The sequence below is a fragment of the Nocardia sp. NPDC049707 genome (assembly GCF_040674855.1).
In the GTDB taxonomy this organism is placed as follows: Bacteria; Actinomycetota; Actinomycetes; order Mycobacteriales; family Mycobacteriaceae; genus Nocardia.
This window is the reverse complement of the sequence record NZ_JBFANN010000002.1, coordinates 118,282-130,486: the sequence shown is the minus strand read 5'-3', so window position 1 is coordinate 130,486 and position 12,205 is coordinate 118,282. Positions and strand designations below refer to the sequence as shown.

The window sequence follows — 12,205 nt, the reverse complement described above, 5'->3', positions numbered from 1 at the left end:
ACACACGTCAGCCAGGCAGTGGCACCAGCCGCTGGGCATCGTCGAACAGATAGGACTCGGCGACACGTGCCGCGGTGAGCGCGGCCAGTGCGGTGGCCGCCAGCAACATGTACATGACCACGATCTGATAGCGAATCGCGGTGAGGGGATCGACACCGGCCAGGATGAGACCGGTCATGGCGCCGGGCAGGCTGATCAGACCGACGACCTTTGTCGCGTCGATCGTCGGAATCAGTGCGGTGCGCAGTGCGGACCTGCGGTGCGGCAGGAAGGCCTCACGCGCCGAAAGACCCAGGCACAGGCGGGCTTCGATGGCGGGACGCGCATTGCGGGTGTCCTCGTGCAGTCGGCGCAGTGCGATACCGGTGGCCTGCATGGCGGCGGAAACGATCATGCCGCCGACCGGGACGACGACGCGGGCCTGCGTGGAGATCACATCGAGCAGAATCAGTGCGCCGAGCGTGATGGCCGATCCGGTGCCGACCCCGATGGTCGCGGCGCGCCGCGACCGCGGCACACCCTGTCCGCGTCGGCCCGCCACCTGTCCGGCGACCAACACCATCAGGACAACCCAGGCGAGTGCGCCCGGTAATCCGGTGTGCCGGAACAGGATCAGCAGAATGGCGCCCACCGCCACCAATTGGGTGGCGGCGCGGGTGGCGGCGATGAGCAGCTCGCGGGTCAGATGCAGTTGCTGACGGTAGGCGACCACGGCGGCCAGTGCGACGAGCACCAGCGAGGTCACGACACCCGGCCAGCCGGGAACAGAAAGCTGTTCTGTCACTGGGGTTTCCGTTCAGCGCCAGGGGATAGATGCCCGTGTTCCAGTATCTGGACGTCGTCGGCCACATCGGTCACGAAGGCGGTGTCGTGGCTGACCAGGACGACGGCGCCGCCGGTCGCGGTGTGGTCGCGAATCAGGGTTGCCACCGCGGCGGCGGATTCCGCGTCGAGCGCGGAGGTCGGTTCGTCGAGCAACAGCACCTCGGGTTCCACGGCGAGTGCCCGCGCCAGACACACCCGCTGCGTTTGACCACCGGACAGTTCGAGACAACGCCGATCACGGAAGTCCGGCAAGCCGACGCGGGCGAGCAGCGTATCGATGCGATCGGCTGCGAGATCGGTACGGCCGACGCGGATCTCATCGCCGACGATTTCGGTGAGCAGCGTCGGTCGCTGTGGTACCAGTCCGATGCGGCGGCGCAGATCCGGCACGGGCAACCGGGCTATCGGGACATCATCGAGCAGGATCATGCCGCCGCTGGGTTCGTCGAGCCGGTTGAGCAGCCGCAACAGCGTGGTTTTGCCGGTGCCGCTCGGCCCGACGACCGCGGTGCACCGACCTCCCGGAAACGTCACGGAGATGTCGGTGAGGATAGGCGTTTCGCCGTGGCTCGCGCTGACCCGATCCAGACTGATGTTCGGCACCGTTCCACCATTCCCTACCCGTGGAAGTCTTTCCTGGCGGAGCCGGAAAACCGTGCAAGTGGACGGGGCAATCGCCCATGGCCGACCATGGAGCGATGTCGCTGAGTACCCACGAGGTCGATCTGTTCGAGAGCACCAGGGGCCGTTTGGAGGCGATCGCCTACCGATTGCTGGGGTCGACCGGCGATGCCGAGGACGCGGTGCAGGAAGCCTTTCTGCGTTGGCAGTCCGCCGACCGGGACCATGTCGAGACACCCGAGGCATGGCTGACCAAGGTGCTCACCAACCTGTGCCTCAACCAGCTCACCTCGGCGCGGGCCAGGCGCGAGACGTATGTGGGTCAGTGGCTGCCCGAACCGGTGTTCGCCGGGGACCGGATGCTCGGACCGGCCGATACCGTCGAGCAGCGTGAATCGGTGTCGATCGCGATGCTCACGCTGATGGAGCGGCTCTCGGCCAAGGAACGCGTGGTGTATGTGCTGCGTGCGGCATTCGGCCACGCGCACAACGAGATTGCCGACATGCTCGATATCACCGAGTCGAACTGCCAGCAGATCTATCGCCGCGCCAAACAGCATCTGGCCACCGACCGGGTTCGGGTGGCGGTCGACGAGGCCGCCGCTCGCAGGATCGTCGAGGAGTTCCTCGCCGCGGCGGTCAGTGGCCGGACCGAGACGCTGATCGGCCTGCTGACCGATGACGCGATCAGCATCGGCGACGGCGGTGGCTTCCTGCGGACCCTCAGCAGGCCGATCATCGGTGCGCGGAGTGTCGCGCGGTTCCTGCGTCTGGCCGTCAAACCGACCGACGCCAAGCGGAACATGCTGGGCGGCAGCCCCGCCATGTTCGCCGCGGTCGCCAATGGCGGGCCCGCGCTCGTGATAGTGGTCGATGACCGGGTCGTCGGCATCGTGTGCCTCCAGCTGACCTCCGATGGCATCGCGGCCATCCACGCTCAGGCCAACCCGGAAAAGCTCGAACGCGCCACCCGCCGGTGGGTGAGCTCCGAACACGGAGCACCCATCATCGAATCCTGGTGACTCACATCACAGTCCATTCCTGTCAGCATTCATGCCGCTGTCCGGTTCAGGAAGCGATGCCACCGAGACAGGAGTAAGCCCATGAAGCACCGCATCGTCGTCCTCGGCGCCGGATACGCCGGAGCCATTACCGCTGGACGCCTCGCCAAGCGGCTGCACCGCGACGACATCGAGATCACCCTGGTCGATGCCGACCTCGAATTCGTCGAACGGGTGCGCATGCATCAGCTCGCGAGCGGGCAGGATCTGCCTGCGCGGCCGCTGCGCGAGGTGTTCGCCGGCACCGGCGTGCAGGTCCGGCGAGCGCGGGTCACCGCGGTGGATGTGGACCGCAAGACCGTCGATCTGATCGGCGAACACGGCGCCGAAACCTGCGGCTACGACACCCTCGTGTGCGCCCTCGGTAGCACCATCGCCGACCACGGCATCCCCGGTGTCGCAGAGTACGCCGACAACGTCGCAGAAAAGCAGGCCGCGCTGCGGCTGCGGTCGCGCCTGAACGAGTTGGCGCCGGGTGCGACCGTACTGGTCGTCGGCGGCGGCCTGACCAGTATCGAAGCGGCCACTGAAATCGCCGAGGCCCACCCGGACCTCGAGGTCGCGATCGCCGCCCGCGGCGGCGTCGGCGACTGGCTGCACGAGAAGGCTCAGCGTCACCTGCGCCGCGCCTTCGACCGGCTCGGCATAACAGTGCACGAACACGCCGACATCACGCGCGTCGAAACGAACGGCGCGGTCACCGCGGCCGGGGAGATCCCGGCCGAGATAACCGTATGGACCGCCGGTTTCACCGTGCACCCGATCGCGGCCGCCACCACCCTGGCGGTGTCCGATACCGGGCGGATCATCGTCGACGGCACCCTGCGATCGGTCTCGCATCCGGATGTGTACGCCGTCGGCGACGCCGCGCACGCCGCAGGAGTCGGCGGGAACCCACTGCGGATGGGTTGCGCCACGGCAACTCCGATGGCGTGGCTGGGGGCCGACGCCCTCGCCGCGCGCTTGACCGGTCGTAAGATTCCCGACACCCCGATCGGCTACGCCACCCAGTGCATCAGCCTCGGCCGCCGCGACGGCATCGTCCAGAAGGTGACACCCGACGATCAGCCCACATCGACCGTCATCACGGGCCGGGCCGCCGCCCGCATCAAGAATCTGATCTGCGCGAGCGCGGCCTGGAGCGTCTCCCACCCGACCATGCTGCTGCCCAGCCGTCGCCGCCACCTCGTGGCAATCGGCGAAGTGGAGCCTCAGTTCGTCACCCGGTGACCTGGCCGCTCAGCCACCGGACCGCATGACTCCGGACCGGTGGCTGAGCGGCTTGGTGGCGAACCCGACCTCATCGGGATCCCCGCCGCGCGACAGCGGTTGCGGTCGAAACTCGGGAACATACAGTTGCCGGTCGATCAGCGCATGCCAGCGCCCGGACGCGTAGGCCGGAAACACCTCGATCCGGCAGTTCTCGGTCCGCCTGCGGTGCCCGAGTACTGGCGTCGCACCCTGGCGGCACCTGCAATCAACGACCGGCGGGTATCGGCCTGGATTCGGCGAAATGGGTTGCGCGGCTACGTCATACGAATACCGGCGATATGTTTATCGCAATGAAGACGGACGACGAGTCGTGCCTGGGGGTAGAGGCCGCCGAGGCGTTGGGCCGCTGGCATGCGCTGATCGACCCCGCCGCACGGCGCAACAACCGCTGAAGTCCGGCGCCGGATCATCGTGTTCGAGCGTGGCCCGCGATCGGCGCGCGTCACCGAACCGGGTCGGCCAGCTCGCCTGTTTCCAGCAGGGTCTTGAGGTCGGCGAGGACGCGCGGCCAGCCGCCGCTGATGCTCTCCAGTACTTTGCTGCCCGGCAGGAAGCCGTCGTGGACGACGGTGAGTTTCACCAGGCCGCCGGTGTCTTCGAGGTGGAAGGCCACCTTGGAGCGCGGCTCCGGTGTCCCCCCGTCGCAGGTCGTCTTGTTGTGCCAGGTGTAGGCGAGGCGGCGAAACGGATCGGATTCCAGGACAACCTGTTCGGGGTCATCGGCGATGCGGCCGTCACCGGTCGTCACGACGATGGTCGAGCCGGGCTGCCAGTCCGACTCGAAGGTGTATCCGGCCCAGTACCGCCGGGTGAAGGCGGGCTGCGTCAGCGCCTGCCACAACCGTTCCGGTGTGGTGCGTATATATGTGGTGTAGACGAATTCGGGGTTGCCGGTCGTGTCCAAGGGGGTCCCTTCCAAGGCCTGTTTCAGATCCGCCAGGGCCTCGACGCGGGCCCGGTCGTACTGGTTGATCCATCGCTGTGCGATCTCGTTGATCGGAACGGCGTTGAGATAGTGGAACTTCTCCCGACCCCGCCACACCGCAGTGATCAGGGTGGCCTGCTCCAGGATCGCCAGGTGCTTGCTGACGGACTGCCGGGCCATGTCCAGCCCGGCGCACAGTTCCCGCAGCGTCTGACCGTTGCGGGCGTTGAGACTGTCCAGCAGCCGGCGTCGGGTCGGGTCGGCCAGGGCCCGGAAGACCTCGTCCATGGGCGCGGTCATCAGCTCCAACTGCTGGCGTGGGGCATCTCCGCGACGGGCTGCCAGCCGCCGTTTTCCAGCCCGTTCTTCAGGCTGAACAGGAACTGCCCCCACCGAGTGGAGCAATGGTGCATGAACTCCACCGGCTCACGCCAGTTCGCGTGGGTGAACTTCACGACCGTCTCCTCAGCCGCGGGTCCGGGGTAGATATCGAATGTGATCGTCGTGCCGACCCACTCGCCCGGGCCGTCGACGCATTCCCACACCACCTGCTCACCCGGGACGAGATCGGCCACCCGCACGGTGAGGACAGGTTTGTCCCCGCCGCCGAACTCGAGTTCCTTCTCGGCGTCGCCACTCGCAGGCATCCACCACTTCGACACCCCCTCGGGCGTGCGCACGGTGTCGTAAACCTTCTGCTGTGGGGCGTAGACGCCCACACGGTGCCGGATGTCAGCCACGGTGATTCTCCTCTGTGATAGGCAGCCTTTCTGCTGCCTATCACAATTATGCAGCCGATTGGCTGCCTGTCAACGCCGACCGGAATCGTGCTTGCACATCACCAGTCACCGGGTTGCGTTTCAGGGTCCGGGGGATCGGTGGCGGGCACGGTCGAATCGAATGCCTGCTTCACCCTTCGTCGGGGTTGCGCAGGGGGGGGTCGGCCACCGAGGTCCGGGAGCACGAAGCTGTAGTGCCCGTCCAGGGCCGAGGTGGGCGCGGATGAACGACAGCCGCGCCACGTCGTCATCAAGCCCAACCGTGTGTCAGCCCGCCGCCGAGCGGCGATCAGCCTGCGGTCCTCGTCGTCCGGATAGCAGTAGCGCTCCAGATCCTCCCGGGACAGCGTCGGAACCGGCCGTAGCCGTCCTCGTCGATCATCGCGACATGAAATCACCCACAACCCGCAACACCGCTCGCCGAATCAACGCTCTACCGCGGGATTTCCGGCCGATGCGCCCCTACCCTCTGCCTGCTCGCGCCGTGCTTGCCGAGTCGGACTGAACCCGGTCACGCGCTCGGTGCAGGTCCCGTCGATGTGGACCGGGCGCCGGGAGTGGCGGCGTTCATGGGCCGACTTCCTAGCGCTCTCGACAGGCTTGTCCGAGGCCGCGGATCAGCTCGCGGAGTAGTTCGTCGTCCGAACCGAATGTGAGGCGGACATGAGTGTCGGGGGCGTGCATGTCGCCGCCGCGGACCGTCGCGATGCCATGCCGCAGCAGCACGCGGTCGATGTCGGCCGGCGTGTCGCCGAGGCGAGAGCAGTCGACGAGCATGAAGGCGCCGGCCCCGGGTCGCACGGGCTCGGGCAGGCCGATCGCGGCGATACCGTCGCAGACCAGGTCGCGCTTCGCCTGGTATGTGGAAAGCGCCCGGTCGAGCCAGTCGCGAGGCCCGGTGAGGGTGGCGACCGCGGCCTGCTGCGAAGTCACTCCGCAGCACACCGCCTCCCATTGGAAGCGGCGCTCGAGCGCGTCGATGATCGGCGGCGGAGCCAGGACGTAGCCGACCCGCCAACTCGCGAGCGCGTAGTACTTGCTGAGGCTGGTGATGGTCACGATGTGCGGCCAGCGATCGGCAAGTGCCTCCACCGGCTGGTGCCGACGACCGTCGAACCTGAAGTGCTGCCACGAATCGTCGGAAATGACGAGGAGCCCGTGGCGCGCCGCGATGTCGACCACGGCCGCAATGGTCGCGGCGTCGGGGAGGTAGCCCGTCGGATTGTTCGGATTGCACAAGAGTACGGCCCGGGTGCGGGGCGTGACGGCGGCCTCCAGGCCGGCGAGGTCGAGTGCCCATCCATCGCTCTCGCGGGACGGGACGTAGGCGGGCGTCGCGCCGGCCTCGCGGATGGCCCCGTCGAAGAAGAAGGTGGGAGTAGGAACGATCACCTCGTCGCCCGGAGCGAGCACCGTGCGCATCACGAGGGAGAGGCCTTGCATCGCTCCATGAGTGATCAGCAGGCGACGCTCGGGGTCGATGTGCAGGCCGTGCTCGCGCTCCAGTTCGGCGGCGATCGCGGCCCGGAGTTCGGGGAGGCCGCGGGTGTCACGGGGGTCGGGCTGGTCCATCGCCTGCACGACCGCCTGTCGCACGTGCTCCGGCATGGGAAGAATCGGTGCTCCGACGAGCGGGAGAACCCGCACGCCGTCGCGCGCGGCTCGCGCCGCGCGGTCGATCGTGCTCATCGCGCCCATGACCGGGAGATCGCTCGCTACAGGGAGGTGCCAGGAATCCGAGGTGCTTTGCCGCATAGGAACAACTTATCATTGAGATATCAATTTTGTCTTTAGATATCTTTGACGTTCGACCAATCGGGGTCGCTGCTATATCAATATTTCGCAGTAGTACGCTAAAGAGGTGCGCGATATCTATCCCGTGATCGTGGGAACGCCTCATATCCCAGCGTTGCTGCTGGTCGGCAAGGAAGAGACCGGCCTCGACCGCACCGGCGAGGCATACCGGGCAATCAGGCGTCAGATCATCGACCTGACGTTGCCGCCGGGCAGCCGCTTCACCGAGACGTCGCTCGCGCAGCAATGGCACATCAGCAAGACGCCGGTGCGCGAGGCGCTCGCGCGGTTGCGGCGCGACGGGCTCGTGACTGCGCTGCCACGCGCGGGCTACATCGTCAGCCCCGTCACACTCCAGGACACCGACGATCTCTGCGCCTTGCGGTCGCTGCTATCCAGCGAGGCTGCCGCCGCCGCGGCGCGCCTGGGCGTCGCGGCGCCGGCGCTCGAACGGCTCGAAATGCTGTCCAAGGTGCCCTTCGCGCTCGCGGCGGGCGAAGCGGAACTGGAGGAGTCGCTCGAGGCTGGGATCGAGTTCGAGGGCATCATCGCCAACTTCAGCGGGAACAACCGTCTCGGCAAGGCGATCGTCGATGTGCTCGACGAGCTGGAGCGGGTCTTGCGGATGGCCTCGCTGATCGCTCCCGACATCGCGAGCCCGCCCGGCGAACTGGAAGCCATCTTCGAGCGACTGCGCGCGCAGGATGCGGATGGCGCCCACGCCGCGATGCGTCATCGATGCGAGCGCGTGCGTCGCGACGTGCTTCAGGTTCTGGCGAAGAGTACGTCCGTGAGCAGGGCGAACATTGAGCTGCCACCGGCCTAGTGCCGTGACCAGAAGGCCTGCCCTCATCCACCAGGTTGTCGGTCCGCGAGCACGGTGCCGACGATCGTCTTGATGAACAGAAGGCCCCGCCGACGGGTCGGCGGGGCGGGGAGTCGCGACGGGCTCGGACAGGCAGCCGAGGTATCTGGGTTCGCACGGACTGAGGCGCCGGTAGCCAGCGATGGCGGCGGTCGCCGCCGCGCCGAGGATGGCAGCGATGGCGATGCGAAGTGGAAGAACTGGCCATGGAACAGATGCCTGAGCGGCCGAACTCGTCGGCCCGCGACACTCGGTCCAGGAATCGTGTCAGCACAACGACGACCAGCCCCCGGTCCGGCGCGAAGCCGATCCGGGGGCGCGGTGATCCGGTCAGACGGCCGTCGGGAAGTGGAGGTTGCCGCGATGCTTGCCCGCCTTCGTCTCCTCCGGCCAGCGAGTGGTGACGGCCTTCGCGTGCGTGTAGAACGCGACGCCCTCTGGACCGTGCATGTGGTGTGCACCGAACAGTGATTGCTTCCACCCGCCGAACGAGTAGAACGCCATGGGCACCGGGACCGGGACATTGACGCCGATCATCCCGACCTGCACGGAGCGCTGGAAGCGGCGGGCCGCTTGGCCGCTGGCGGTGAAGATCGCCGTGCCGTTGGCCCAATTGTTGTTGTTGATGAGGTCGATCGCCTCCTCGAGCGAGTTGACACGCACGACGACGAGCACAGGGCCGAAGATCTCGTCGCGGTAGAGGTCCATCTCAGGTGTCACGCGGTCGAACAATGTCGGGCCGACGAAGAAGCCATCGCCCTGCACGTCGACCTCGCGCCCGTCGACCACGAGGTCGGCGCCCGCGTCGATACCGGAGTTGATGTAGCCCCTGATCCGCCCGAGCGCCTCCGGCGACACGACCGGACCCATCTCGGACGCGGCCTCCAGTCCTGGCCCGACCTTGATCGCCCGCGCCTTCTCGCGCATGAGCTCGACGAGCGGCTCGGCCACGTCGCCGACCGCGACGGCGACCGAGATCGCCATACAACGCTGGCCCGCCGAGCCGTACCCGCCGGCGATCAGCTGTTCGGCCGCGTAGTCGAGGTCGGCATCGGGCAGCACGACTGCGTGGTTCTTGGCACCGCCGAGCGCCTGCACGCGCTTGCCGCTCGCAGTCGCGCGTTCGTGAACGTACCGCGCGATCGGCGTCGAGCCGACGAACGACACCGCCGCGATGTCCGGGTGGTCGAGGATCGCGTCGACCGCAACCTTGTCACCGTGGACGACGTTGAAGACGCCGTCCGGCAGGCCGGCTTCGGCGTAGAGCTCGGCGACGAAGTTGGACGACGACGGGGCGCGCTCCGAGGGCTTGAGCACGAACGTGTTGCCGGTCGCGATCGCGATCGGGTGCATCCACATCGGGACCATCGCAGGGAAGTTGAACGGCGCGATCCCGGCGCAGACGCCGAGTGGCTGGCGAAACGAGAAGAGGTCGACGTCGGTCGAGACCTGGTCGGAGTACTCGCCCTTGAGCAGGTGCGGGATCCCACAGGCGAAGTCGATCACCTCCAAGCCGCGAATGAGTTCGCCTCTGGCGTCGTCGAGGACTTTGCCGTGTTCGATGGAGACGATCCGGGCGAGGTCGTCGAGGTGTTTCTCGACGAGGTTGCGGAAGCCGAACATCAACCGCGACCGGCGCATGACGGACGTGTCCGCCCAGCCGGGCAGGGCGGCGTGCGCCGCTTGCACTGCGGCGTCGACGTCGGCGGGCTCCGCCAGCAGCACGTTGGCCTGGCGCTCGCCGGTTGCGGGGTTCCACACCGGGGCGGTGCGGTTCGACTGGCCCGCGGTCTCGCGGCCATCGATCCGATGCTGGATTGTTCTGACTGTCTCTGTGCTCATAAAAGAGCTCACCTTTCTCGTCGGGGTGCTCGGTAGGGGTGGTGGCTGTGCTTCGCGTGCTCGTAGTCGCACGTCTGCTCGGCGCGCTGTCGTCTCAGACGATGAGGTCACCGCCGTTGATGTCGATGGCCGCACCCGTGATGTACGCCGCGCGGTCGGAGGCGAGGAACGCGACCAGCTCAGCGACCTCCCAGGGGTGCCCGACACGGGGCACCGGGAACGACCGAGTGACGCCTTCGAGCGCCGCTTCGGGTAGCAGGGTGCGGGCCATCGGTGTGTCGATGAGGCCGGGGCAGACGGCGTTCACCGTGACCCCATCGGCGCCGTAGGCCTTCGCCAGGTGCCGGGTGAGCCCGAGGACACCGTGCTTGGCTGTCGTGTAATGCGCGCCCCCAGCAGTGCTGACGGTCTTGCCGGCAGTAGAGGAGAAGTTGACGATCCTTCCCCAGCGGCCGTTGCGCATCGCGGGAAGTGCCTGCTGGCAGCACAGGAACGTGCCGTGCACGCTGACGGCGAGCACGCGGTTCCACTCGGTCTCGGTGATGTCTTCGAATGCGGTCGGCGGTGCAATGCCTGCGGCGTTGACCAGGATGTCGAGCCGCGATCGCTCCGCCAGCAGCGCGGCGAACGCGTGGTGTACCTGGTCGCCGTCGGTGATATCCACTGCGGCCGACTGGACGCGGTCGGCCGCTACCTCCAGCATCGATGCCAGCTCGACGCGGCTGGGCGCGGCCAGATCGAATACGGCAACGGCCGCACCGCGGCGGGCCAGGGCGTGCGCGGTCGCCAGGCCCATGCCGCTCGCGCCGCCGGTTACTACCGCGACCCGGCCCTCGAGCTCGCGACTGTCCGCGCTGACGGGCGCGCGGAACCCCTCGCCGGTGGTCATGAGCCGACCAGGACGGCGCGTGCCCGACCGAAGGCGGCTGCCGCGAGTTCGAGCTGATCTGCCGTGTGCGCCGCCGAGACCTGCACCCGGATCCGCTCCTCGCCGACCGGGACCACCGGATGCGACAGCGCGAAGACGAGGAGACCCTCGCGGCGCAGCGCCGCCGCCACGTCACGGGCCAGCGAGCCGCCCCGCAGCATCACCGGGATGATCGGATGCTCCCCCGGCAGCACGTCGTAGCCGAGATCACCCAACGCCTTGCGGAGCCAGGCAGTGTTGGCGGCCAAGCGCTCTCGCAGCTCGGGGCGGCCCTGCGCGATCCGGATCGCCGCCAGCGCCCCAACGGCCAGCGGAGCGGCCATCGCGTTGGTGAAGATGTACGGACGCGAGACCTGCCGCAGCGTCTCCACGATCGCACGATCACCGGCGACGAAGCCCCCAGCCCCGGCGCCGAGCGCCTTGCCGAGCGTCCCTGTCAGCACGTCGACACTGCCTTCCAGGCCGAAGTGCTCGGCCGTGCCCGCGCCGGTCGCGCCCAACACACCCGTGGCATGCGAGTCATCGACCATCAGCACCGCGTCGTAGCGCTGTGCCAGCTCGGCCAGCCGGGACAGCGCGGCGATATCGCCGTCCATGCTGAAGACGCCGTCGGTAACGATGAGCCGGTGGCGTGCGTCTGCGCACTCGGCGAGCTGGCGCTCGAGGTCGTCGAGGTCGGCGTGTGCGAAGACGCGCCGTCGGGCCGAAGCCAGCCGGATGCCGTCGATCAGGCTGGCATGGTTGAGCCTGTCGCTGAGAACGACGTCGTCCGGGCCGAGCAGGGCGTCGAAGACGCCGAGGTTCGCATCGAAACACGAGCTGTAGAGCAGGGCGTCCTCGGCTCCAACCAGCTCGGCGATGCCCGCCTCGAGCTGGCCGTGGATCTCCCGTGTGCCACCGAGCACGCGTCCGGCCGTGAGCCCGAGCCCCATCTCGCGCAGCGCCCGCTGTGCCGCATCGAGGACCTCGGGGTCCCCGGCGAGCCCGAGATAGTCGTTGGAGGCGAGGTTCACGAGCGTCTCGCCGCTCACGCCGACCGTCGGCCCCTGGGCTCCCGAGACTACGAGATCGCTGCGCAGCCCCGTGCCCTTTCGGCGTTCGTCGAGCTCCGTGCGGAGCCGATGCAACAAACTGGCGTTCATGCTTCCTGTCCTCGTGTTGTCCAGATGATCGCGCATATCATCAGGGCAGGCGTGTCATATCGACTTTTCTGTCTGATATCTCAGATGGAAGGTGGTCTCGCCCGACGGAGGGGAAGTACAGGCGAGACCACTCGTTCCCCACGAGTTCCCG

General features: G+C 67.7%; 11 protein-coding genes and 1 pseudogene. 3 read left to right on the top strand and 9 right to left on the bottom strand.

Annotated features, from left to right (window positions below; genetic code table 11):
• Positions 1-7 precede the first annotated feature (7 nt).
• Together fetB and AB0J29_RS03075 are read right to left on the bottom strand one after the other, a co-directional pair.
• Positions 8-784, bottom strand: coding sequence for an iron export ABC transporter permease subunit FetB (fetB, locus tag AB0J29_RS03080; protein ID WP_364778283.1), 777 nt, complete (start codon positions 782-784; stop codon positions 8-10).
• Positions 781-1,428: an ABC transporter ATP-binding protein gene (locus AB0J29_RS03075; protein ID WP_364778280.1), complete on the bottom strand. Its 648-nt coding sequence runs from the start codon at positions 1,426-1,428 to the stop codon at positions 781-783. The genes fetB and AB0J29_RS03075 overlap by 4 nt, the downstream gene beginning before the upstream one ends.
• Positions 1,429-1,523: 95 nt before the next feature.
• On the opposite strand from AB0J29_RS03075, the gene sigJ reads away from it, so the two are divergent.
• On the top strand, positions 1,524-2,468 hold the full coding sequence (gene sigJ, locus AB0J29_RS03070; RefSeq protein WP_364778277.1) for an RNA polymerase sigma factor SigJ: 945 nt from the start codon (positions 1,524-1,526) through the stop codon (positions 2,466-2,468).
• 81 nt (positions 2,469-2,549) lie between these two features.
• Complete coding sequence (locus AB0J29_RS03065) at positions 2,550-3,737, top strand: FAD-dependent oxidoreductase (protein ID WP_364778274.1); 1,188 nt, start codon at positions 2,550-2,552, stop codon at positions 3,735-3,737.
• Between the two features lie 111 nt (positions 3,738-3,848).
• Here the strand turns inward: AB0J29_RS03065 and AB0J29_RS03060 are convergent.
• The 4 genes and pseudogenes from AB0J29_RS03060 to AB0J29_RS03045 form a co-directional block, all read right to left on the bottom strand.
• Positions 3,849-3,976: pseudogene (locus AB0J29_RS03060) on the bottom strand (transposase); the annotation flags it as partial.
• 245 nt (positions 3,977-4,221) lie between these two features.
• The gene (locus AB0J29_RS03055; RefSeq protein WP_364778939.1) at positions 4,222-4,992 is read right to left on the bottom strand and encodes a metalloregulator ArsR/SmtB family transcription factor; all 771 of its coding nucleotides are present in this window, start codon (positions 4,990-4,992) and stop codon (positions 4,222-4,224) included.
• An 11-nt stretch (positions 4,993-5,003) separates the two neighbouring features.
• Positions 5,004-5,444, bottom strand: coding sequence for an SRPBCC domain-containing protein (locus tag AB0J29_RS03050; protein WP_364778271.1), 441 nt, complete (start codon positions 5,442-5,444; stop codon positions 5,004-5,006).
• A gap of 621 nt (positions 5,445-6,065) precedes the next feature.
• The gene (locus tag AB0J29_RS03045) at positions 6,066-7,172 is read right to left on the bottom strand and encodes a pyridoxal phosphate-dependent aminotransferase (RefSeq protein ID WP_364778268.1); all 1,107 of its coding nucleotides are present in this window, start codon (positions 7,170-7,172) and stop codon (positions 6,066-6,068) included.
• 172 nt (positions 7,173-7,344) lie between these two features.
• Between AB0J29_RS03045 and AB0J29_RS03040 the strand changes: the two genes are divergently transcribed.
• Positions 7,345-8,103 carry a GntR family transcriptional regulator gene (locus AB0J29_RS03040; RefSeq protein ID WP_364778265.1) on the top strand — a complete coding sequence of 253 codons (759 nt, stop codon included), beginning with the start codon at positions 7,345-7,347 and terminating at the stop codon, positions 8,101-8,103.
• 369 nt (positions 8,104-8,472) lie between these two features.
• On the opposite strand, the gene AB0J29_RS03035 is transcribed toward AB0J29_RS03040, so the two are convergent.
• The 3 genes from AB0J29_RS03035 to AB0J29_RS03025 all read right to left on the bottom strand — a co-directional run bounded on the left by AB0J29_RS03035 (position 8,473) and on the right by AB0J29_RS03025 (position 12,054).
• Positions 8,473-9,984, bottom strand: a complete 1,512-nt coding sequence (locus tag AB0J29_RS03035) for a CoA-acylating methylmalonate-semialdehyde dehydrogenase (protein WP_364778262.1) — start codon at positions 9,982-9,984, stop codon at positions 8,473-8,475.
• Between the two features lie 94 nt (positions 9,985-10,078).
• Positions 10,079-10,873, bottom strand: a complete 795-nt coding sequence (locus AB0J29_RS03030) for an SDR family NAD(P)-dependent oxidoreductase (protein WP_364778259.1) — start codon at positions 10,871-10,873, stop codon at positions 10,079-10,081.
• Positions 10,870-12,054 (bottom strand): glycine C-acetyltransferase, encoded by a 1,185-nt coding sequence (locus AB0J29_RS03025; protein ID WP_364778256.1) that lies wholly within the window; start codon positions 12,052-12,054, stop codon positions 10,870-10,872. Before AB0J29_RS03025 ends, AB0J29_RS03030 begins: the two co-directional genes overlap by 4 nt.
• Between the last annotated feature and the right edge of the window lie 151 nt (positions 12,055-12,205).